Origin of the sequence: Pseudorhodoferax sp. (assembly GCF_047601025.1) — a bacterium.
Taxonomy (GTDB): Bacteria; Pseudomonadota; Gammaproteobacteria; order Burkholderiales; family Burkholderiaceae_C; genus Pseudorhodoferax.
This window is the reverse complement of sequence record NZ_JASGJZ010000001.1, coordinates 5,294,063-5,315,701: the sequence shown is the minus strand read 5'-3', so window position 1 is coordinate 5,315,701 and position 21,639 is coordinate 5,294,063. Positions and strand designations below refer to the sequence as shown.

Below are 21,639 nucleotides of genomic sequence, written 5' to 3'. Positions count from 1 at the left end.
GCCGGAGGACCGTTCGTTCATGACCCGCCGTTTCGCCCCCTTGTGTTCCAGGCCCAAGGCTTCGCAGCCACCCATGCCGGCGTTGCTGGCGGCCGCGGTGCATGCAGCCGTACTCGGCGCCACGGCCGGCACGGCCTGGTTGTTGCCCGCCGGGCCGGTTCATGCCCAGACCGAGAATCTGCGCGTCTACGAGATTCCCGCGGGCCCGCTGGACGAGGCGATCGGCCGCTTCGGCCGGGCGGCGGGGCTGCTGCTGGCCGCGGACCCCCAGCTCACTTCCGGGCTGCGCAGCCCGGGCTTGCAGGGGCGCTACGCCGTCGAGCAGGGGCTCGCCCGGTTACTTGCCGGCACGGGTCTCGAAGCCGTGCGTACCGCGGATGGGGGCTATGCACTGCGGCGCGTGCCGGTCGCGGCATCGTCCGGGCCGGGCATCGGCACGCCCGCTCTGCACGAGATCCGCGTGACGGCGACGGCGGAAGACCAGTTGCTCCAGTCGCTGGGCGTGTCCATCATCACGCAGGAAGACCTGGAGCGCCGTCCGCCGGCCAACGACCTGGCCGAGATCCTGATGACCCAGCCCGGGGTCAGTTTCTCGGGCGCCAGTTCCGTCGGTGCCTACGGCAACCAGCGCGAGATCGATCTGCGCGGCATGGGCGCGGAGAACACCATGATCCTGGTCGACGGCAAGCCGGTGCAGTCGCGCCAGGGCGCCATCACGCGCCGCACGGGCGACCGCGACACCAGCGGCGACACCAACTGGGTGCCGCCCGACCAGATCGAGCGCATCGAAATCATTCGCGGCCCGGCGGCAGCGCGCTACGGCTCGGGTGCCTCGGGTGGCGTGGTGAACATCATCACCAAGAAGCCGACCGGCACGCTCACGGGCTCGGTGACGACCTACCTCAGCAAGCCCGAGAGCAGCCTGGAAGGCCATGGCACGCGCCGCCTCGGCTTCAACCTCGCCGGGCCGATGTCAGAGAACCTGTCGTTCCGCCTGTACGGCAACGTGGCCAGGACCGACGGCGACAAGCCGACCATCAACGGGGTGCTCGACGATGGTTCCCCGAACTGGGTGGCTGGCCGGGAAGGGCGCCGCAACCGCGACCTCAACGGCTTGCTGCGCTGGGATCTGACGCCTCACCAGGTCCTCGAGTTCGAGGCCGGCTTCAGCCGCCTCGGCAACCGCTACGCCGGCGACACCTCCAACACCACGCCGTCCGGCGCGGCGGCCGAACTGCTCGGCGAGTGGGCCGAGCGCGGCGCGGAGACACGCCGTGTCTACCGGCAGAACGCCTCGGTCACGCACCGCGGGGACTGGGGGGACGTGGGCAAGTCGCGCGTCATCTTCCAGTACGAGAACTCCCGCACCGTCAATTGCCGCCAGGGTGCCAGCGGCATGGGCGAGGGCAACTGCGGCACGGCCGGCGCGCTGCAGAACTCGGACATGGACAACTACTTCCTCAACGGCGAACTGAACACGCCGCTGAAGCTCGGCGGCCTGGACCAGGTGCTGACGACCGGCATCGAGCTCCGGAGGATGAAACTGCTCGACGACAACGCGCTGCTGTCCACGGCGACGCCCCCTGAGTTCGTCGAGATGAAGAGCAACACGACGGCCTTCTATGTCGAAGACAACATCGGCATCGGCGACGCGCTGATCCTGACGCCGGGCCTGCGCTTCGACCACCACAGCCAGTTCGGCAACAACTGGAGCCCAAGCCTGAACGCGACCTACGCGCTGGGTGACGGTTTCACGCTCAAGGGCGGCATCGCGCGTGTCTTCAAGGCGCCGACCCCCTACCAGACCTCGCCGTTCTACGCATCCGGCCTGGGCGGCGCATGTCCGTACAACGGCCTCGGTCTCGATCCCGATTCCTATGACTGCACCGTGCGTGGCAATCCCGCGCTGAAGCCGGAGATCAGCGTCAACCAGGAAATCGGCGTGGCCTGGGATGGCCGGCGGGGCTGGAATGCCAGCCTGGCCTACTTCCGCAACGACTACAAGAATCGCATCATCGCCGAAGCCCTCAGTGGATTCGACGTCGATCATCCGATCGACTTCGAATGGCGCAATTCCGGCAAGGCCCTGGTGCATGGCCTGGAAGGCAGCTTCAGCGTGCCTTTGCTCGGCCCCAACGGAAACCAGCTCAGGCTGCTGAACAACCTGACCTGGATGTTCAAGAACATCAACAAGGACACCGGGCAGCCGCTGTCCGTCATCCCGAAGTACACGCTGAACAGCACGCTGGACTGGCGCGCCACCGACCGGTTCTCGATGCAGCTGACGTCCACGCTCTACGGCCGGCGCAAGCCGCGCACGATGAGCTACCACGGCTACCGGATGGTGGGTGATGCGCTGCGCCAGCGCGGGTCCTACGTGTTGCTCGGCCTCAGCGGCACCTACGAGATCAACAAGACCCTCCGGCTGGGCTTGGGGGTCAGCAATCTGTTCGATCGCCAGATCAAGCGCGCGGCCCGCCTGGCGGCGGGCAACGTGGCGAGCGGTGATCCGGACTCCCGGGTCATTTCCACCGGCGCAGGCGCCTTGACCTACAACGAGCCGGGCCGTGCCTATTACCTGACCCTCACGGCGTCGTTCTGATGGTCCAGGCCCATCCATCCATGGAGCGGGGCGCGCGCTTCTCCGGCACGCCGCCGCACGATATGGCCGGCTATATCGCCGACGCTGAATACCCTCGGCATTTCTTCCGCGAAACCATGCCGCTGTGGCTGGCGTCGGTGGCGACGGCCATCGGCCGGCGCGCGCCGGACCTGGCGGTGCCCTACACCTGGCTGGAACTGGGCTGCGGCAGCGGGCTGGGCGCCGTACTCGCGGCCGCCACCAATCCGCTGGGGCGATTCATCGGCATCGACGCCAATCCGCGCGCCATCGAGCGCGCCCACGCGCTCGCTGCATCTGCGGGCGTGCCCAACGCACAGTTCCTCGGCCTTGGCTTCGAGCGGGCCGCGGGCGTGGACGGGCTCGGTCTGCCCGCGTGCGACTTCATCGTCGTGCATGGCGTCTATTCCTGGATCGGCCCCCGGCAGCGCCTGGCGATCCGCACATTGGTGCGGCAGCACCTCAAGCCAGGCGGCATCCTGTACCTCGGCTATCTCAGCCAGCCGGGATCGGCGTCGTTCGCTGCGGCGCAGCGCATGGTGCGGCTGCACACGCAGGACCGTCCGGGTTCCAGCGCCGCGAAGGCGCGTGACGCCATCGCGCTGCTGCATCGCATGGCGCATGCCGGCTTGGGCTATTTCCAGGATGTCCCGAGTGCTTTGGCGAACATTCCCGCCGCCGACAGCCTGGACGAGGAGGGGGCCGCCTACCAGGCCCATGACCTCCTCAACCGGCACTGGGATGCCTTGCACGTCTCCGACGTGATGGAGGATTTCGCAGCGGTGGACTGCGAGTTCATCGGCAGTGCGGCGCCCTACGAGAACATTGACGATGCCTCCCTGCCCGAACGCGGCTCGGTCCTGTTGCAGCAGTTGCGGGCGCAAGGCGCCACGAGCGCCGAAGTCGAGACCTTCAAGGACCTGGCGCGCAACCAGGTCTCGCGCGCCGACCTCTATCAGCGCCGCCATCCGGACGGCAACGTGCTGGGCGAGCAGCAGCATCGCCGAGCACTGCTGGCGCAGCGCGTCTGCCTGCTGCCGGACGCGCCTGGCGAAACCGTGCCGGCGCAGGGAACCTTGACCTTCCAATCACGCATCGGCCCTGTCGGGCTGCCGATGCAGCACGTCGCCCCGCTGTTGAACGCATTGCAAGGCGGTTCGCGGAGCTACGCCGAACTGGCGCAATTGCCGGCCTATGCCGCCCAGCCCGGGGCGATCAACAGCCTGCTGCAGATGCTCGCCTGGGCCGGCTGGCTGCATTTCGTCCGGCCGGATACCGCACGCGGCGTCGCCGCCGGCAGCGCGGCAGGCCGCTTCAACGAGGCGCTGGACAAGCTGCCCAAGCCCTACAACGGAGCGATTCGCGCCCACGGCCCGATCGGCTCGGCCTTCCGCATCGCGGACAAGCCGCCGAGTGGACATTCGTTGCAGCGCATGTCCTGAGTTCCGCCCGCCTCCTGCGACCGAAGGAGGTGCCCGCTTCCATTTCTTCTTCGAAGACATCCATGCGACAGATCTATCCATTCCGTTCGCTCCGACGGGCCCGTGTGGCCGCAGCGGCCTGCATGCACCGGCCGCAGGCGCATCCCGGGCCGAGGCGTGCTTCGGCGCGCCCGGTGCGGACTTCCATGGGCGCGTGAGCGCCGCCGGCGGCGTCGACTCGCCGATTTCTCCTTCATCCGCGCGGCCGAAGCCGTGCCGGTTCATCCGATTCATTCGTCAAAGAGGCACATCCATGTCATCAGCATTTGCCCGTTTCCCCGTCAGGCGCTCCGTCGCCGCGGTCAGCCTTGCCTTGTCGGCGTTGCCGCTGGCGGCCCAGCAGAGCAGCGAAGGCGGAAGCCTGCAGGAGATCCGCGTGCTGGGCACGGCGGAGGAAGAACTGCGCCAGTCGCTCGGCGTGTCCGTCATCACGGAGGAAGACCTCGAGCGCCGGCCGCCCGCCAACGACCTCGCCGAGATCCTGCGTACCCAGCCCGGCGTCAACCTGACCGGCAACAGCGCTTCCGGCAGCTACGGCAACCAGCGGCAGATCGATCTGCGCGGCATGGGGCCCGAGAACACGATGATCCTGATCGACGGCAAGCCCGTGCTGTCGCGCAGCGGGGCGATGATGCGGCGCAGTGGTGAACGCGATACGCACGGCGATACCAACTGGGTGCCGCCGGACCAGATCGAGCGCATCGAGATCATCCGCGGCCCGGCGGCAGCGCGCTACGGCTCGGGCGCGGCCGGCGGCGTCATCAACATCATCACGAAGAAGCCCGGGGACAAGCTCGCGGGCGGCATCACGCTGTACAACAGCGCCGTGGACGGCGGCGGCGACACGCGGCGCCTGGGCTTCCATGCGTCCGGGCCGCTGGGCGGGAACCTGGCTTTCCGGATCTATGGCAACGTCGCCAAGACGGACGGCGATCCCGTCACCGCCAACGTGGACGAGGAGGGCGACTTTCTTGCCGCGGGCCGCGAGGGCACGCGCAACCGCGATCTCAACGGCCTGCTGCGCTGGCAGCTCACGCCGGACCATGTCGTCGAGTTCGAGGCTGGCTTCAGCCGCCAGGGCAACATCTACACCGGTGAATCGGTCACTGGCGTGACCGATCCCGGATCGGACTCCGTTTCCGCGCAGTTGATCGGCTCCGAAGTGCGCCGTGTCTACCGCCAGACGGGAGCGGTCACGCACCGCGGCAAATGGGGCGAGCTCGGCGATTCGCGCACCACGCTGCAGTACGAGAGCACCCGCACGGCCAACTGCCAGAAGGGCACGGCCGGCGGCGGCGACGGCAACTGCAACTCCCTGACGGTTTTCCCCGTCTCCGAGTTGAACAACACCTTCCTGAACAGTGAGCTCCATACCCCTGTCCAGCTGTTCGGCCTGGGTCAAGTGCTGACCAGCGGCTTCGAGTTCCGCCAGGAAAAGCTCAAGGACCCCAACGTGGCGGCATGGGACCAGAGTGCCGGCGAAGCCAAGACCTTCGCGCTGTATCTGGAAGACAACATCGGCGTGGGCGACGATCTGATCGTGACGCCCGGCGTGCGCGTGGACCACCACGATCAGTTCGGCAGCAACTGGAGCCCGAGCCTGAACGCCACGTACCACCTGTCGCCGGAATGGAGCATCAAGGGCGGCATCGCACGCGTCTTCAAGGCCCCCAACCTGTACCAGCTCAACCCCGGCTACCGCTGGAGCAGCATGGGCAACGGCTGCGGCGGCCTGGGCCAGTGCGAGATCGTCGGCAATCCGAACCTGGATCCCGAGATCAGCGTGAACCACGAGCTCGGCGCGGCTTGGAGTCCGCAGAACGGCTGGGCGGCCAGCGTGGCTTACTTCCGCAACGACTACAAGAACAAGATCGCCACCGATCTGGTCAACCTGGAGCGCAATCCGGTCAACGGCCTGATGACCACGCGCTGGCTGAACGGCGGTGCGGCGCTGATCCACGGCCTGGAGGGCAGCCTGACGGTGCCGCTGCTGGGCGAGTCCGGCCGGCACCTGAAGCTGATCAACAACTTCACCTGGATGTTCAGCAACAACGGGAAGCAGAGCGGCCAGCCCGTCTCCATCATCCCGAAGTACACCGTCAACAGCACGCTGGACTGGACCGTGAACGACAAGCTTTCGGCCCAGCTCACGGCGACCTTCTACGGCCGGCAGAAGCCGCGAACGAACAACACGTCCTTCAGCAACCAGCCGGCCACGCAAGCCGGCCTGACCGAAGTGGCCTCGTACACCATGGCCGGCTTGAGCGGCAGCTACCGGTTCGACAAGAACAACCGGCTGAGCTTCGGTGTCACCAACCTGTTCGACAAGATCATCACGCGCAAGTCCAACAGTACGGGCAATGCCGGTGCGGCGACGTACAACGAGCCGGGCCGCGGCTACTACGTCAGCTTCACCAGCGACTTCTAGCGCTTTCGCAGCCGGGCCGGGCCCGGCGCCTCGGGGCCTGCGGGCCCGTCTTCCGAGCGCCTGCGCTCATCCCCAAGGAGAACCATCGTGAGAACACCGATATTGTCCCGCCGCACCTTCACCGCAGCCCTGGCCCTGAACGCGCTCACGGCCGGCGCCTCGTCCGCGCAGGCCATTGGGCCCGCCAGGAAGGTCGCAGCGCTGAACCTGGGTGCGCTCGACACGCTGGACGCCCTGGGCGCGGCGGTCGCCATCGTGCCGGCGCCGCCCGCCGGCGAGTCCACGGCCCGCTGGCCCAGGCACCTGCTCGCCAAGTATGCGCACGAGCGGTACGTGAAGCTGGTCTCCGGCCGCGCCGAGGAGGGCCAGCCCAATCCGCAGGTGCAGCAACTCGCGGCGCTCAAGCCCGACCTCATCGTCTCCGGTGGGCGCGGGCGCGGCAGCTCGACCGATGCGTTCAAGGCCATCGCGCCGGTCGTCGAACTGTCGATCGACAACGCACGCTTCGTGGAGAGCGTTGCCCGGAACCTCGTTGCGCTGGGTACTGCCCTCGGCCAGGAAGCGCTGGGTCGCAACCATGCCGATGCGTTGCGCGCCTGGGTACGTGCTCTGCACGCGAGCGCGGCCGGGCAGGGCACGGGACTGGTGATGTTCAACGTCGGCAACCGCGTAATGCCCCAGCAGGCGGATGCGCGCTTCGGCATGCTGTACGAGCTGATCGGCATCCGCTCCGTCCTGACGCCGGCCGACGGCGCGGGGCTGAGCAGCGGCAGGCCGCCGGCCAATCGCGCCGCCGCCACGGACGACCCCGCCGCCAAGGCCGCCGCCGATGCCGAGCAGAAGACGCGCCAGGCGGCCGAGGCCAAGTACCTCGCCGACGTGATGGGGCGCGAGCCGGACTGGCTGTTCGTGGTGGACCGCAACGCTGCATTCGGCGAGCCCAAGGCGGCCGAGACCATGGCTGCCACGCCGGTCGTCGCCAACAGCCGGGCCTGGAAGCAGAAGAAGGTCGTATTTCTCGACCAGGACGGTGCCAGCTGGTACTTGATGGCTGGCAGTCTGGGCCTGCTGGAGAGCAGTTTGCGCCAGGTCGAAGCAGCGTTCGCCCGGCACGCCCGGTAGCGGAGTGCCGCGGGACCCTGGTCGCCGCGGCTCTATGAGCGCATTGCAGAGGTTGCACCGTTGGCCGGTGATGTCACCCGGCTCGCCGGCTCTCTCGTAGAATCATTCGCGATTGGGAAGTATTTTCATTTGTGTTTCGACGCCAGCATCGCTTTGTATCCACGCGTCCTTCTACCTTTATCCAGAACTCCATGTCCGTGCACACTCACCGCGATGAGCCGCATTTCCCCTACGCGCCGCTGACGCGCCTGATCCGCCACGGCCTGAGTGCCGGCCTCGCCATCGCGGCAGCAGGCGCCTCGGCCCAGGCGGTTTCCACGGACGCCAAGTTGAACGAAGTCACCGTCTCCGACCAGGCCGAGTCCATTGGCGGGCTGCAAAAAACCTATTCGGGAGGCCAGTTCGCTCGCGGTGGCGACCTGGGCATCCTGGGCCGCACCGATCTCATGAACGTGCCGTTCAGCACGACCAACTACACCCTGGAGCTGATCGAGAACCAGCAGGGCCTGACCGTCTCGGACGTGGTCATGAACGACGCTTCCGTGCGCACGCTGCAGGCGCGCGGCGGCTACGGCGAAGACTTCCAAATCCGCGGTTTCGGCGTCTCTGCGCGCGACACCAGCTTGAACGGCCTGTACGGTCTGGTCCCGTCCACCCGCATGCCGCTGGAGGTGATCGAACGCGTCGAGGTGCTCAAGGGCCCCGGCGCGCTGACCAATGGCGTCGGTCCGAACGGCAGCGTGGGCGGCAGCATCAACGTCGTGACCAAACGCGCGGGCGACGCACCGCTGACCCGGCTGACCGCCACTTACATGGGCAAGGCCCAGTTCGGCGCCCACCTGGACGTGGGCCGTCGCTTCGGCGAGGACAACCAATGGGGCGTGCGTGCCAACGTGGTCTGGCGCAACGGAGAAGGCAATATCGATGGTGGCCGTCAGCGCCTGGACCTGGGTTCGCTGGGCGTGGACTACACCGGCGCCCGCCTGCGCTGGTCCGCAGACCTGCTGGCTTCCAGCGGCAAGACCACGGAGTTTCGCCCGCAGAGCGCCTTCCGCGCGGGCATCACGCAGGTCCCGGCCGTGCCGGATGCCCGCACGAACTGGAATCCTGGCACGGTGCTGACAGACGAGGCCAAGACCGCGATCACGCGCGTCGAGTACGACATCGACGACAGCACCGTGGTCTACGGCGGCATCGGTTACAGCGATGTCTCCAGCGACCAGAACTTCCCGACGGCCGTGACGAGGCCGCAGGATCTGCGCATCGACTCGCAGGGAAACTTCTCGGTCAACAACGGCTACTACGACGAATACAACAAGACGACGTCCGGCGAAGTCGGCGTGCGCACGCGCTTCAAGACCGGCAGCGTCGGCCATACCGTGGTGGTCTCCGCGAACCGCATGGGGCGGGAAAGCGGTTACTTCTACAAACTGACCACGGCCCCTGCCAGTTCCAACATCTATAACCCATCGCCCCTGCCGACGATCACATTCCCGCGTCTTGCGCCCACCAAAACCGGCGAGCTGGTGCAATCCAGCTTCGCGGTGGCCGACACGCTGGCGTTCGTCAACGACCGCTTTCTCGTCACCTTGGGCCTGCGCGACCAGACCATCCACCAGAAGGCCGAGACCGGTGCCACTAGCTACAAGGCCGATGCCGTCACGCCGCTGGTCGGCCTGGTGTTCAAGCCGGTACAGAACGTTTCGGTGTACGGTAACTACACTGCGGGTCTGAATGCCGGTGGCGTCGCCGGGGCCAGCACGGCCAATGCTGGCGAAGTGTTCGCGCCGCAGAAGTCCAAGCAGTACGAGGTCGGCGTGAAAGCCGACTGGGGTCGCCTGATCACCCAGGCGGCGCTGTACCAGATCAAGCGTCCGAACGCGATGACCGATCCGGTTACCAACATCTACAGTTTCGGTGGCGAGACGCGCAACCGCGGCCTGGAGCTGACGGCCTATGGTGAAGTCCAGCGTGGCCTGCGCGTGATGGCCAGCGCCGCGTTCAACGATGCCAAGCTTACCCGGACGCAGGGTGGCATGAACCAGGGCAAGGACGCCAATGGCGTGCCGGACCGCACTTTCAACCTGGGCCTGGACTGGGACCTGCCCTGGGTGCCGGGCCTGAGCCTGAACGGCCGCGTGATCAACACGTCTGCCATCTACTATGACGCCGCCAATACGCTGCGCATGCCGAGCTGGACGCGCGTGGATATCGGTGCGCGCTACGCTACCAAGCTGGCCAACAAGCCCGTGGTGTTCCGGGCCAACTTGGAGAACGTGGCCGACAAGGCCTACTGGGTGACAGCCTCGGGTTATACGACCGTGGGCGCTCCTCGCACGCTGATGCTGTCGGCCCAGGTGGACTTCTGACTCGACGCTGCGCGGGAGAGTGCCGGTGTGGAGCCGGTTTCGCCTCCTGTCGGACAGGCCGGCGCTGACACGGAAGAACCGCGTCAGCGTTGATCCGGGAAGCTATGCAGGGCCCGGCGGTGAGGCGGGGTGGCTTCGAGGCTCCATCCCCGCATGCCACCGCAGTGCCTCGATCACCAGGGCGAGCGCCGGCGCGATCTGCTTGCGGTTCGCGTAGTACAGGTGGTAGCCGGGGAACGATGGCCACCAGTCCTCCAGCACGGGCACCAGCCGGCCGGCGTCGATGTGCGGCTGCAGGATGTCCAGGGGCACGAAGGCGAAGCCCAGCCCGTCCAGCGCCGCCTGCAGCATCAGGAAGGTGTTGTTGAATGTGGCCTGGCCGCCCACGCGCACGTTGACGGCCCGCCCGGCCTTCTGGAACTCCCAGGCGTACAGGCCGCCGTGCGTGGGCAGCCTCAGGTTGATGCAATGGTGTTCCGTGAGATCGTGGGGCGTCCGCGGCGGCGTCCTGCCCGCCAGATAGCCGGGTGACGCCGCCACGGCCATGCGCAGGTCGGGCGCGATGCGCACGGCGACCATGTCCTTGTCCACGCGGTCGCCGCTGCGCACGCCCGCATCGAAGCGATGGGCCGCGATGTCCGTGAACGCATAGTCCACGCTGAACTCGACGTGGACGTCGGGGTAGTCCTTGAGCAGCGGCAGCAGCCGCGGCCAGAGCACGGTGGAGATGGCGTGGTCGTGCGCCGTGATGCGCACCGTGCCGGCGGGCTTGTCGCGCAGGGCGCTGAGCGAGCCCAGTTCCAGTTCGATCTCGTCGAGCCGGGGTGCCACCGCGTCCAGCAGCCTCGCCCCGGCTTGCGTGGTCGACACGCTGCGGGTGGTGCGCGTCAGCAGCCGCACGCCCAGGCGGGCTTCCAGGGCCAGCATCGCGTGGCTCAGCGCCGAACGCGACAGCCCCAGCTGCGCTGCGGCGCGGGTGAAGCTGCGCTCGCGGGCCACGGCCACGAAGGCTTGCAGGTCGTTGAGGTTTTCCTTCGTCATTGGTGAGTGCCTTGCACCATCGTATGTCGATCTTGCGATCTTCTCAGTCAATGGGAGGCGCCCTACAGTTCCTCGCAGACCATCTGGCCTGTGCAGGCGCCGCGTTCTCGCAGGCTTTTCGGCGATCGGCAGGCCGCGGCCGACCCAGGAGTTCCGTGCCGGCACGGAGCGCGCGGGGGAAGCGGCCACGCCGGGCAACGCCCGCCTCGAACACGGAAAGGAAACACCATGGAACTCAAACGCGCCGGCTCCCAATCCTCCCTGAAAGGGCCTGCCGAGTGGTTCACCGGCACGGTGCGCATCGACCCGCTGAACAATCCGCCCCCGCCGGCGCGCGTGTCGTGCGCCGCCGTCACCTTCGAGCCGGGCGCGCGCACGGCCTGGCACACCCATCCGCTGGGCCAGACGCTGATCGTCACCGCCGGCTGCGGCTGGACGCAGTGCGAGGGCGGGCCCATCGTCGAGATCCGCGCCGGCGACGTCGTCTGGTGCCCGCCGGGCCACCGGCACTGGCACGGCGCTTCGCCCACCACCGCCATGACGCACATCGCCGTCCAGGAGGCGCTGGACGGCAAGAACGTCGAGTGGATGGAGCAGGTCACCGATGCACAGTACAACGCCCGTTGAGCGCCGTGGTGCGCGCCGCAGCACCGCCGCGCTCGCCGTGGCGCTGGGGCTGGCCGCCGGACCGAGCCAGGCCGCCCACGCACAGGAAACCCGACCGATGAACCCAGTTCCAGCCAGCGCGTCCAGCGCTTGCGACACCCTCACAGCCCGCCAGCAAGCCATCGTGCCCATTGCCGCCTTCGCCGCCGCAGGCGACATGGCCGGACTCGATGCCGCCCTGAACCAGGGGCTGGACGCCGGCATGACGATCAGCGACGCGCGCGAGATCCTGGTGCAGCTCTACGCCTACGCCGGCTTTCCGCGCAGCCTCAATGCGCTGGGCGTGCTGGTGAAGGTGCTGGAGGCACGCCGGCAGCGCGGCATCCAGGATGCGCCCGGCCGCGAACCCAGCCGCGCCATCCCGAAGGGCGATGCGCTGCTGGCCGCCGGCACGGCCAACCAGACCCGGCTTTCGGGTGGGCCGGTCGGCGGGCCGCTGTTCGACTTCGCGCCCACGGCGAACGAGTACCTGCGCACGCACCTGTTCGGCGACATCTTCGAGCGCGACAACCTCGACTGGCCAAGCCGCGAACTGGCCACCGTGGGCATGCTGTCGGCGCTGCCCGGCGCCGAGCCGCAATTGCAGGCGCACATGAAGATCGGCATGAACGTGGGCCTGACGGCGGGGCAACTGCGCCAGCTCGCCCAGGTGCTGGGCGAGCGCGTGGATGCCGCGGCCGCCAGCCGGGCACGCGAGGCGCTGGAGCGGCATCTGGCGACCCTGCCTGCGGAGAAGCGATAGCCATGCAGGCCGCCATGCCGTACGGGCCGCGCGAGATCCGTCTCGAGGAATGTCCCGCCCACGCCGTTCCCCAACCCGCCGATGCCATCGCGCGCATCGCCGCCACCTGCGTCTGCGGCTCCGGCCCGTGGCCGTGCCCCGCGGCATCGAGCCTATGGATGGGCGCCGCGCCAACACGGCGCTGCTGATGCCGTGATGCCGCCGGAGCCAGGCCTTGCATCCACGCACGGACCGGATGCCTTGGCGCCAGGGGAGCAGCGCCGCGCGCTGGCGACACTGATCGCGGCCCTCCTGGGGTTCTTCGTCATCACGCTGGACGCCGTCGTGGTCAACGTGGCGCTGCCCACGCTGGCCCACGACCTCGGCGCCGGCGTGGACGGCCTGCAATGGGTGGTGGACGGCTACACGCTGATGTTCGGGGCGCTGCTGCTGTCGGCCGGGGCGCTGGCCGACCGCATCGGCGCACGCCGGGCCTTCGGCATGGGGCTGGCGGTCTTCGTGCTGGCTTCGATCGCGTGCGGATGGGCGCCTTCGCTGCCGGTGCTGGTTGCTGCGCGGCTGGCGCAGGGCATCGGTGCGGCGGCGATGATGCCGGCGTCCATGGCGCTGGTCCGGCAGGCGTATCCCGACCCGATCCGGCGCGGGCAGGCGGTGGCCTGGTGGGCGATGGGCGGTGCGGTGGCGGCCACCTCCGGCCCGGTCATCGGCGGCTGGCTGGTGTCGCTGGACTGGCGCTGGATCTTCTTCGCCAACCTGCCGGTCGGCCTGGCGACCCTGGTGTTCCTGGCGCGCACGCCGGCGTCGCCGCGCCGTTCCGTGCCCTTCGATGCGGTGGGGCAGGCGACGGCCGTGCTCGCCATGGGTGCGCTGGTCTACGGAGCCATCGAGGCCGGCGTGCAGGGGCTTGGCGCCAGGCCGGTGCTGGCGGCCTTCGCGCTGGCGCTGCTGGCATTGGCCGCCTTCGCCGGGTCGCAGCTGCGCGGGGCGCACCCCATGGTGCCCGCAGGCCTGCTGGCGCCCCGCAACGCCCGCATTTCCATGGCGGTGGGCTTCACCTTCATGGTCGGTTACTTCGGCCTGCCGTTCGTGATGAGCCTGTACCTGCAGCAGCAGCGCGGCCTGTCGGCGCCGCAAACCGGCGTGGCTTTCCTGCCGATGATGCTGGTCGGCCTGGTGCTCACGCCGTTCAGTGCGCGCCTGGTGCGCCGCTTCGGCGCGCGCGCCATGATCGTGTGCGGCCTGGTGAGCATGGCGGCCGGGCTGGTGGCCGTGGCGGCGCTGCCGGCCACGGCGCCGGTGACCTGGATCGCCGCATGGATGGTGCTGGTGGGCCTGGCCGGGCCCTTCGTCGCGCCGCCGGTGACGGCGGTGTTGCTGGCCAGCGTGCCAGGCGCGCTGGCGGGCACGGCCAGCGGCGTGTTCAATACCAGCCGGCAGGTGGGCGGCGCGCTGGCGGTGGCGGTATTCGGCGCGCTGCTGGCGCAGGCGCCCAGTTTCATGGCGGGGATGCGCATCAGCCTGCTGCTGGCGGCTGGCCTTGCGCTGGTCACGGCGGCGATGGGCATGCGCCTTCAGCCGTCCGCTTCTCTGCCGCGCCGGGCCTGACGGGACGCGCGCGCCGCGTGGTCCCTCCTGCGGCAGGAAATGGACAGGCTCCCCATGCGGTGGTTCGGCGCGTCCATGCGATCACGCATGCGCTGCGGATTGGCGCGCGGTGGCGATCGTCAGCACGGCGCAGCCCACCAGCAGCATGGCGCTCGCGATGAACGTGCTGCGGTAGCCGCTGTGGTCGAACAGCAGCCCGCCCACGGTGGAGCCCAGCGCGATGGACATCTGGACCACCGCGACGAACAGGCCGCCTCCGGCTTCGGCATCCTCGGGGAACACCTGGGCGATCCAGGCCCACCAGCCCACGGGCGCCGAGGTGCCGGCCAGGCCCCACAGCGCGAGCAGCGCGACGACGACGGTGGTCCAGCCGCCGAAGGCGACCAGAGCCAGCGCGGTGGCGGCCATCAGCAGCGGGATGACGACCAGCGTCCGGTAGAAGCGGCGTTGCAGGACACTGCCGATGAGCGCGGTGCCGGCAAAGCCTGCCGCGCCGATCACCAGCAGGATCAGCGAGATCGAGGCCCCATGCACGCCCGTGACCGTTTCCAGGAAGGGCCGCACGTAGGTGAACAACGAGAACTGCCCCATGAACAGCAGGCTGCCGGCCAGCATGCCCACGGCGACGCCCGGATGCCCGAACAGGGTGAACACCTTGAACACATGGCCGATGCCAGGGGCGCGTGCCGCAGCGGGCATCGAGGGCAGCGTCCTCCACAGCCAGGCCAGTGCGATCAGCGACACCGGCACCAGGCACAGGAACGCGCCGCGCCAGCCGATGACGGTGCCGAGGTACGCGCCCAGCGGCGCGGCCACCACCGTGGCGAGCGCGTTGCCGCCGTTGACGATGGCCAGGGCACGCGGCACGTCGCGTGCCGGCACCAGCCGGATCGCCGTGGCCGCCGACATGGACCAGAAGCCGCCGACGACCACGCCGATCAGCGCCCGGCCCAGCATGTAGGTGGCGTAGTTGGGCGCCAGCGCGACGATCGCGCCGGACACGCCCATCGCCGCCGTCAGCCCCAGCAGCAGTGTCTTGCGGTTGAGGCCGCCGGCCAGCGCCGAGATGAACAGGCTGGTGAGCACGGCGAAGGCGCCCGAGACCGCGATGCCCTGGCCGGCCCGGCCTTCGGTGACGCGCAGGTTGCTTGCCATGGGCGTCAGCAGGCTGACGGGCAGGAACTCGGAGGCGATCAGCGCGAAGGCGCAGGCGGCCAGGGCGAACACGCCGCTCCAGGAGGTCGGCTTTTCCTGGGGGGCGTCGATGGCGGCGGTGGTCATGGGATGCTTGTCTTGCGGCGCAATAGGAAACGCCGCGCCATCCGCTGGGGCAGGCGCGGTCAGGAATGCGAGCACGAGGGGCGCGCTCGGCGCACCCCGGTGGCCGGCGGCTCTACGCCGGCGCGGCCAGGTTCTTCCGGAAGAACGCCGCCAGCGTGTCGAACGGGATCTTGTCCAGCCGGTCGTACAGGTCTACGTGGACGGCGCCCGGAACGATCACGAGTTCCTTCGGCTCGGCCGCCGCCGCATGGGCGGTTTCGCTGAAGTAGCGCGAGTGCGCCTTCTCGCCGTGGACCAGCAGGATCGGCCGCGGCGAGATCTCCCGGATGTGGGTGAGGATCGGCAGGTTCATGAACGGCAGCGGCGTGGTGACCGTCCAGGCGTTGCCGGAGTTGACCGCGCGCGGGTGGTAGCCGCGCGGCGTGCGGTAGTAGTCGGCGTACTCGACCAGGAACTGGGCCTCGCCGCCCTTCAGTGCGTTATAGGGTGGCTGGTAGGCCGGGGTGCCGTTCTCCGCATCCTTCCAGCGCTGCCGGCTCAGTTGCTCCAGCGTCCGCGTGCGCTGTTCCTGGGTCATGCTGTCGTCGTAGCCCTTGGACATGACGCGCGTCATGTCGTACATGGTGCTGGCAACCACGGCCTTGATGCGCTTGTCCACTGCCGCGGCGCTCAGCGCCATGCCACCCCAGCCGCAGATGCCGATGATGCCGATCCGCTCGCGGTCCACGTTCGGCAGCAGGCCCAGGCAATCGACCGCGGCGCTGAAGTCCTCGACGCTGATGTCGGGCGAGGCGACGTTGCGCGGCTCGCCGCTGCTCTCGCCGGTGTAGGAGGGGTCGAAGGCCAGCGTGACGAAGCCGCGTTCGGCCATGGTCTGCGCGTGCAGGCCGGAGGATTGCTCCTTCACCGCACCGAACGGGCCGCCGACCGCGAGTGCCGCGAGCTTGCCGCCGGCGTTCCTCGGCTGGTACAGGTCTCCCGCCAGCGTGATGCCGTAGCGGTTCTTGAAGATGACTTTCCTGTGGTCGACCTTGCCGCTCCGGGGGAAGGTCTTGTCCCACTGGGTATCTAGCGTCGGCTGCGGCTGCGCCACGGTCCGGCCCGCGGCAGCGGCGCCGACGCCCAGGGCGGCGATCCCGGTGCCGGCCGCTTTCAGCATGGTGCGGCGGCCGGCATCGGCAGCATCTGGCGCGGCGATGCCGCTGCTCGTCTCGATGTTCCTGGTCATGGTGGATATTCCTTTCAGAAGGGGGCGCTGCGGGAGGCGGCTCAGGGCGCCGCGCGTTCGATCCGCACCCGGTAGGGCCCGGGCCGGGACAGGATGGACAGGCCGCCGTCGACCTTGCCCAGCGGCAGCAGGCCGCGCGACCAGGCGCGCGGCTCGATGAAGATCGCCAGGTTGCCCCAGGGGGCGTAGTGGGTCAGTTCGCCGGCCACGGGCGCCATGCCTTCGGGCGCGCCCTGGGTGGACAGCTGGCGCGGCAGGTCGGACACGCGCTCGATGCGGTCGTAGTCGGTCATCGTCAGGGACAGCGGCAGCAGCGACGCGAAGTCCCTGGCGGTGGCGTTGTCGTACAGCGTGGCGGTGGCGACCTGCGCTCCGACGGTCAGGCGAATCTGCATGGTGGGTTCCTTCGAGGGCGCGGGGGCCGCGCCAGCCGGCGCCTGCGCGGCCGAACCGGCGGGGGCGCACGCCGCCCGTCCGAGGAGCGCGCCGGCCAGCAGCGCCAGCGTTCCGCGCCGTGCCTGGCGCCTGGAGAGGGGAATGGACTGCGGCATGCCTCGTATCTTCCGCACAGGAGGCCACCCTGACTAGCTAATGGATGCTTAAAGGCCTTATAAGATCAGCTAATCAGAATTTGAGGAATCCAGGAGCGACCGGACCATGGCCAGAGGCAACCTCAACGACCTCCTGTACTTCGTCACCATCGCGCGCGAAGGCAGCTTCACGCGCGCCGCGGCCCAGCTGGGGGTGACGCAATCGGCATTGAGCCAGGCCATCCGCGGCCTGGAGGCGCGGCTGCAGATCCGGCTGCTGACCCGCACCACGCGCAGCGTCTCGCCGACGGCGGCGGGCGAGCGCCTGTTGAATGCCATCGGCCATCGGTTCGACGAGATCGCGTCCGAGCTGGATGCGCTGACCGAACTGCGCGACAAGCCCTCGGGCACCGTGCGCATCACCTGCGGCGACAACGTGCTGCACACGATCCTGTTGCCCAGGCTGGCGCCGGTGCTGCGCGAGTGCCCGGACGTCACGCTGGAGTTCGACGTGAACTACGGCTTGCGCGACATCGTGGCCGACCGCTTCGATGCCGGCGTGCGCCTGGGCAGCACGATCGACAAGGACATGATCGCGATTCCCATCGGTCCGCCGCTGCGCATGGCGGTCGTGGCGTCGCCGGCGTACCTGGCGCAGCATCCGGCGCCGAGGACGCCCCATGACCTCACGGCGCACAGCTGCATCAACCAGCGCATGCCCACGTCGGGCGGGCTCTACGTGTGGGACTTCGAGCGCAAAGGGCGCAAGCTGAACGTGCGGGTGGACGGACAGCTGATCTTCAACACCGCCCAGCCCCAGGTGGATGCGGCGCTGGCGGGGCTGGGCGTCACGCTGCTGCCGGAAGACGAGGTGATGGCGCATGTCGAGGCGGGCCGCCTGGTGCGGCTGCTGGAGGACTGGTGCCCCGCCTTCGCGGGCTACCACCTCTACTACCCGAGCCGCCGGCAGCCTTCGCCGGCGTTCGCGCGGGTGGTCGATGCGCTGCGCTTCAGCGAGAAGCCGTGAACGCATCGCGCACGCCCACGCGCGGCTCCCGATGAGCGTCCACCCGCATCACCATCGCCATCGCCGTGCCCGGGGCCTCGCCCTTCGGGCCGGGGCACGCCAGGCCGCATGCGGGCGTTGCAGTCCTTGCCCTGGCAACCCACCCGGGCGGTGGCCTGCGCCACGCCTGTGGTCCGGCGCACCCCACCGTGGGCGCGATCGATGCATCCACCGCTTCCGGGGCCAGGCCGGGCAGGGGGCGGATCGACGCTGCATCCGGGGATGCGGGGCGGGCGCCGCGCCCGCGACGCACGCCGCCCGCAAGGATCGGCCATCGGCAAGACAATCGCCCCGTCCGTTCCTGACGCGGGTCAGGCGGGCCAAGTCCCACCGTTGCGCCGCATGCCCACGCCTTCCACCCCTTCGACTCCGTCCGACCACGCGTCGTTTTCACTGTGGCGCATCGCCGTTCCGGCCTTCGGCCCGTCGCTGCTGTTCGGGCTGGGCGAGGGCGCCATCCTGCCCATCGTTCCGCTCACGGCGCGCGACCTCGGTGCCTCGGTCCCCATCGCGGCGCTGATGGTGGCGCTGATCGGCATCGGCTCGCTGCTCAGCAACATCCCGGCGTCGCTGATCACCATGCGCTGGGGCGAGCGCTGGGCGATCGTCGCCGCGGGCGTGTGGAGCGGCCTGGGCATGCTCCTGTGCGTGGGCACCTCGCACCTGGGGCTGTTCGCCGCGGGCTGCTTCATGGTGGGCATGTCGCAGGCCGTCTACAACCTGGCCCGCCAGAGCTACATGACCGAGGCGGTGCCCCTGGCCTACCGGGCGCGGGCCCTCTCGACGCTGGGCGGGGTGATGCGCATCGGCATGTTCGGCGGCCCCTTTCTCGCGGCGGCCGCCGTGCACGCATTCGGGCTGGCGGCCGCCTACTGGGTGGGCATCGCCGCCGTGCTGGGCGCGGCGCTCGTCGGCGCGCGCATCCCCGATCTGGAGGCGCCGCCGCCAGCGACCGGCCAGGCGGCACCGGCCTCGACCACCATCCTCTCGACGCTGCGCGACCACCGCCGCGTGTTCCTTACCCTGGGCCTGGGCGTGCTGCTGGTCAGCGCGGTGCGCGCATCGCGCCAGGCCGTGATCCCGCTGTGGGCCGACCACCTCGCCCTCGCGCCGTCCACGGCATCGCTGGTCTACGGCCTGGCCGGCGGCGTGGACATGCTGGTGTTCTACCCGGCCGGGAAGGTGATGGACCACAAGGGCCGGCGCTGGGTCGCGGTGCCATCGATGCTGATCATGGGGCTGGCGATGCTGATGATGCCGCTGACCTCCGGCGTCACCACGCTGCTGCTTGCCGCGCTGGCCATCGGCTTCGGCAACGGCATCGGCTCGGGGATGATCATGACCATCGGCGCCGACCATTCGCCGCGCCACGGCCGCGCGCATTTCCTCGGCGTGTGGCGGCTGATGTCGGACATCGGCTCTTCCAGCGGCCCGGCACTGCTGTCCTTTCTCGCGGCCAGCCTGTCGCTGGGCGCGGGCATCGCCGTCACCGGGCTGATCGCGTTCACCGCGGCGGCGGTTCTGGCGTACTGGATTCCGCGCTAGCCGGCACACCTCGGAACGACAGAACGCGCATGGCGCGGCGCACGGGGAACAAGGCTGGACGGCAGGCGCGTGCAGGATGCCGACCGCTACTGGCGGCCCGTTCTCGTGAACCGATAGAACAGGTTGGGTTCCGAAATGATGTAGATCGAGTCGTCGGGCCCGATGGAAATTCCTTCGGGCTGGGGCACCTTCTGCTTGAGCCCGCCAATGCCGGGCCAGAGCGGCAATACGCCGAGGAGCGTGCCCTGGCGTGAATACTCGGTCACGGCCGCGGATTCTTCGCTCAGGACCAGCAGATTGCCGGTGCGGGAATGCGCGGTGATGGAGGCCAGGTCGCTTCCCAGCGTGCCGAGCCATGCGGAGGGGCTCCAGTCATGCACCTGCAGCGTGGGCATCTGGGTGCCTCCTCGCTGCGCCAGGCCGTTGACCATCAGCACGCGCCGCGGCCACTTCTCGTTCACCACCAGCAGTTCGGCCCGCGATTCGTCCCAGGAGACGCCTTCGAATCCGAAGTTGTGCAGATGGCTGAAATCCAGGGGAAGGCGGGTGGTGTCCACGGGCGTCACCGTGCCCTCGCCCGGTCGAATGCTGACCCAGTGCAGGCGGTTGTCGGACTCGTCCGCAATGACGAACATGTCGTCCTCGACGTGGGCAATTCCTTCGGGGTCCTTGATGGTGGGCAAGGGAACCAGGCGCAGCAGCTGCCCGTCGAGCGACAGCTCTGCCAGTGCAGGCGGGCGATTGATGACGGCGAACAGGCTGCCAGTCTTCTGGCTGTACGTCAGGCCCGATGCATTGGCGCTCAATCCCCGGATCGGCCGCGCTTCGATCGCGACGCGATAGGCGTGCAGATCGAGCTCCGGACCCGCGGGCGCTCGCTGGGTGTCAGCGCTGGTGATCCAGTAGAAAGCAATGCGCGCCAGGTCCAGATAGCCGATCGCCACGAGTGATGCGACAGCCAGGGCAAGGGCGAGCCAGCGCATGGCCCGGGCGAAGGACCATGGCATGGCGCGGGGCGAGACGGGCATGTCTTCGGCCTGGAGCCCCGCGCCTCGGGTCGTGCGCCTTACAGCGCGGCGTCCTTGAGCTTCTTCAGTGCGCGGGCCTTGATGCGCACCGTCGCCGGCTTGGCGGCGAATACCTGTTCTTCCTTGGTGAACGGGTTGATGCCCTTGCGCTTGGGCTTGGCCGGCACCTTCTGCACGTCGATCTTGAGCAGGCCGGGCAGCACGAACGCGCCAGCGCCCTTCTTGTGGACGGAGCCGAGGACGGCGGCTTCGAGCGCGGCCAGCACCGCCTTCACCGACTTGGGCTCGACGCCGGATTGCTCGGCGAGGTGGGCCGCCAGCGCCGACTTCGTGAACGTTTCCTTGACCGGCTTGACGGTCGCTGCCGCCGGCTTGGCGGCAGGTGCGGGCTTCGCGGCCTTCTTGGCGGCGGGTGCGGGCTTGGCGGGCTTCTTTGCAGTTGCCATGGATCACTTTCCAGGTGTCGTTGTGAAGAAAAGGGGGCTCGGCCCCCGCGCGGATTCTAGAGAAGGTGCTTCTTCGGTCCGCTTGGGCAGCATGCACCGTCAACGCGGCTGCGCAGCGGCGGCTTCGGCGGGAGGTGCCTTCCTGCCCCGGCCCCCTGCGTGGATGGCCTCGCGGGATTCCCTTGCGAGCCGTTCCCGCTGCTCGATCGGGAAGCTCGTCAACGCCCGGATCCTGGCCGGCATCTGCGCCCGCGACGGTACGTAGAGGAAGAATCCCGGGAACGGCCCGCATCGGGGCGCCAGCACCCGCACCAGCGAGCTATCCGCCAGCTGATGGCGCACGCACAGGTCGATGGGCTGCACCAGTCCCGTGCCCTGCTGCGCGCCGCGCGGCCTGCTCGCGCCGTCGTTGAACACGGCGTTGCCCCGTGGCTCGAACAC

Annotated in this window: 17 protein-coding genes; 10 read left to right on the top strand and 7 right to left on the bottom strand. The window is 69.1% G+C overall.

The window, feature by feature from the left end; translation table 11 throughout:
• Window positions 1-73: 73 nt before the first annotated feature.
• The 5 genes from QM782_RS24485 to QM782_RS24465 all read left to right on the top strand — a co-directional run bounded on the left by QM782_RS24485 (window position 74) and on the right by QM782_RS24465 (window position 10,020).
• Window positions 74-2,602, top strand: coding sequence for a FepA family TonB-dependent siderophore receptor (locus QM782_RS24485; RefSeq protein WP_415205468.1), 2,529 nt, complete (start codon window positions 74-76; stop codon window positions 2,600-2,602).
• Window positions 2,602-4,062: a methyltransferase regulatory domain-containing protein gene (locus tag QM782_RS24480; protein ID WP_415205467.1), complete on the top strand. Its 1,461-nt coding sequence runs from the start codon at window positions 2,602-2,604 to the stop codon at window positions 4,060-4,062. The genes QM782_RS24485 and QM782_RS24480 overlap by 1 nt, the downstream gene beginning before the upstream one ends.
• Window positions 4,063-4,354: 292 nt before the next feature.
• A complete protein-coding gene (locus tag QM782_RS24475; protein WP_415205466.1) occupies window positions 4,355-6,529 on the top strand; it encodes a FepA family TonB-dependent siderophore receptor in 2,175 nt (724 codons plus the stop codon).
• Between the two features lie 87 nt (window positions 6,530-6,616).
• Entirely contained in the window at window positions 6,617-7,651 is a 1,035-nt protein-coding gene (locus QM782_RS24470) for an ABC transporter substrate-binding protein (RefSeq protein WP_415205465.1), read from the top strand.
• Window positions 7,652-7,842: 191 nt separating this feature from the next.
• On the top strand, window positions 7,843-10,020 hold the full coding sequence (locus QM782_RS24465) for a TonB-dependent receptor (RefSeq protein ID WP_415205464.1): 2,178 nt from the start codon (window positions 7,843-7,845) through the stop codon (window positions 10,018-10,020).
• Between the two features lie 102 nt (window positions 10,021-10,122).
• Here the strand turns inward: QM782_RS24465 and QM782_RS24460 are convergent, their stop codons facing one another.
• Window positions 10,123-11,061: a LysR family transcriptional regulator gene (locus tag QM782_RS24460; protein ID WP_415205463.1), complete on the bottom strand. Its 939-nt coding sequence runs from the start codon at window positions 11,059-11,061 to the stop codon at window positions 10,123-10,125.
• A gap of 228 nt (window positions 11,062-11,289) precedes the next feature.
• On the opposite strand from QM782_RS24460, the gene QM782_RS24455 reads away from it, so the two are divergent.
• From QM782_RS24455 to QM782_RS24445, 3 genes are all read left to right on the top strand, one after another.
• On the top strand, window positions 11,290-11,688 hold the full coding sequence (locus tag QM782_RS24455; RefSeq protein ID WP_415205462.1) for a cupin domain-containing protein: 399 nt from the start codon (window positions 11,290-11,292) through the stop codon (window positions 11,686-11,688).
• Window positions 11,689-11,785: 97 nt separating this feature from the next.
• Window positions 11,786-12,469, top strand: coding sequence for a carboxymuconolactone decarboxylase family protein (locus QM782_RS24450; RefSeq protein WP_415205461.1), 684 nt, complete (start codon window positions 11,786-11,788; stop codon window positions 12,467-12,469).
• Window positions 12,470-12,709: 240 nt separating this feature from the next.
• The gene (locus QM782_RS24445) at window positions 12,710-14,074 is read left to right on the top strand and encodes an MFS transporter (protein ID WP_415205460.1); all 1,365 of its coding nucleotides are present in this window, start codon (window positions 12,710-12,712) and stop codon (window positions 14,072-14,074) included.
• 81 nt (window positions 14,075-14,155) lie between these two features.
• Here QM782_RS24445 and QM782_RS24440 read toward each other — a convergent pair whose 3' ends face one another.
• The 3 genes from QM782_RS24440 to QM782_RS24430 all read right to left on the bottom strand — a co-directional run bounded on the left by QM782_RS24440 (window position 14,156) and on the right by QM782_RS24430 (window position 16,978).
• Complete coding sequence (locus QM782_RS24440; protein WP_415205459.1) at window positions 14,156-15,355, bottom strand: MFS transporter; 1,200 nt, start codon at window positions 15,353-15,355, stop codon at window positions 14,156-14,158.
• A 112-nt stretch (window positions 15,356-15,467) separates the two neighbouring features.
• On the bottom strand, window positions 15,468-16,583 hold the full coding sequence (locus tag QM782_RS24435) for an alpha/beta hydrolase (RefSeq protein ID WP_415205458.1): 1,116 nt from the start codon (window positions 16,581-16,583) through the stop codon (window positions 15,468-15,470).
• Between the two features lie 41 nt (window positions 16,584-16,624).
• Window positions 16,625-16,978: a cyclophilin-like fold protein gene (locus tag QM782_RS24430; RefSeq protein ID WP_415205457.1), complete on the bottom strand. Its 354-nt coding sequence runs from the start codon at window positions 16,976-16,978 to the stop codon at window positions 16,625-16,627.
• Between the two features lie 262 nt (window positions 16,979-17,240).
• Between QM782_RS24430 and QM782_RS24425 the strand changes: the two genes are divergently transcribed.
• The gene (locus QM782_RS24425; protein WP_415205456.1) at window positions 17,241-18,140 is read left to right on the top strand and encodes a LysR family transcriptional regulator; all 900 of its coding nucleotides are present in this window, start codon (window positions 17,241-17,243) and stop codon (window positions 18,138-18,140) included.
• Window positions 18,141-18,521: 381 nt separating this feature from the next.
• Window positions 18,522-19,724 carry an MFS transporter gene (locus tag QM782_RS24420; RefSeq protein WP_415205455.1) on the top strand — a complete coding sequence of 401 codons (1,203 nt, stop codon included), beginning with the start codon at window positions 18,522-18,524 and terminating at the stop codon, window positions 19,722-19,724.
• Window positions 19,725-19,810: 86 nt separating this feature from the next.
• On the opposite strand, the gene QM782_RS24415 is transcribed toward QM782_RS24420, so the two are convergent.
• The 3 genes from QM782_RS24415 to QM782_RS24405 all read right to left on the bottom strand — a co-directional run bounded on the left by QM782_RS24415 (window position 19,811) and on the right by QM782_RS24405 (window position 21,615).
• Window positions 19,811-20,752 (bottom strand): SdiA-regulated domain-containing protein, encoded by a 942-nt coding sequence (locus QM782_RS24415; protein WP_415205454.1) that lies wholly within the window; start codon window positions 20,750-20,752, stop codon window positions 19,811-19,813.
• A gap of 38 nt (window positions 20,753-20,790) precedes the next feature.
• The gene (locus QM782_RS24410; protein WP_415205453.1) at window positions 20,791-21,198 is read right to left on the bottom strand and encodes an HU family DNA-binding protein; all 408 of its coding nucleotides are present in this window, start codon (window positions 21,196-21,198) and stop codon (window positions 20,791-20,793) included.
• Window positions 21,199-21,297: 99 nt separating this feature from the next.
• Window positions 21,298-21,615, bottom strand: coding sequence for a hypothetical protein (locus QM782_RS24405; RefSeq protein WP_415205452.1), 318 nt, complete (start codon window positions 21,613-21,615; stop codon window positions 21,298-21,300).
• Window positions 21,616-21,639: the final 24 nt, after the last annotated feature.

Coding starts and splice junctions, on each gene's coding strand:
- QM782_RS24440 (WP_415205459.1), bottom strand. CDS start 15,355: ATGACCACCGCCGCCATCGACGCCCCCCAGGAAAAGCCGACCTCCTGG.
- QM782_RS24460 (WP_415205463.1), bottom strand. CDS start 11,061: ATGACGAAGGAAAACCTCAACGACCTGCAAGCCTTCGTGGCCGTGGCC.
- QM782_RS24450 (WP_415205461.1), top strand. CDS start 11,786: ATGAACCCAGTTCCAGCCAGCGCGTCCAGCGCTTGCGACACCCTCACA.
- QM782_RS24410 (WP_415205453.1), bottom strand. CDS start 21,198: ATGGCAACTGCAAAGAAGCCCGCCAAGCCCGCACCCGCCGCCAAGAAG.
- QM782_RS24465 (WP_415205464.1), top strand. CDS start 7,843: ATGTCCGTGCACACTCACCGCGATGAGCCGCATTTCCCCTACGCGCCG.
- QM782_RS24475 (WP_415205466.1), top strand. CDS start 4,355: ATGTCATCAGCATTTGCCCGTTTCCCCGTCAGGCGCTCCGTCGCCGCG.
- QM782_RS24435 (WP_415205458.1), bottom strand. CDS start 16,583: ATGACCAGGAACATCGAGACGAGCAGCGGCATCGCCGCGCCAGATGCT.
- QM782_RS24485 (WP_415205468.1), top strand. CDS start 74: ATGCCGGCGTTGCTGGCGGCCGCGGTGCATGCAGCCGTACTCGGCGCC.
- QM782_RS24420 (WP_415205455.1), top strand. CDS start 18,522: ATGCCCACGCCTTCCACCCCTTCGACTCCGTCCGACCACGCGTCGTTT.
- QM782_RS24430 (WP_415205457.1), bottom strand. CDS start 16,978: ATGCAGATTCGCCTGACCGTCGGAGCGCAGGTCGCCACCGCCACGCTG.
- QM782_RS24415 (WP_415205454.1), bottom strand. CDS start 20,752: ATGCCCGTCTCGCCCCGCGCCATGCCATGGTCCTTCGCCCGGGCCATG.
- QM782_RS24425 (WP_415205456.1), top strand. CDS start 17,241: ATGGCCAGAGGCAACCTCAACGACCTCCTGTACTTCGTCACCATCGCG.
- QM782_RS24455 (WP_415205462.1), top strand. CDS start 11,290: ATGGAACTCAAACGCGCCGGCTCCCAATCCTCCCTGAAAGGGCCTGCC.
- QM782_RS24480 (WP_415205467.1), top strand. CDS start 2,602: ATGGTCCAGGCCCATCCATCCATGGAGCGGGGCGCGCGCTTCTCCGGC.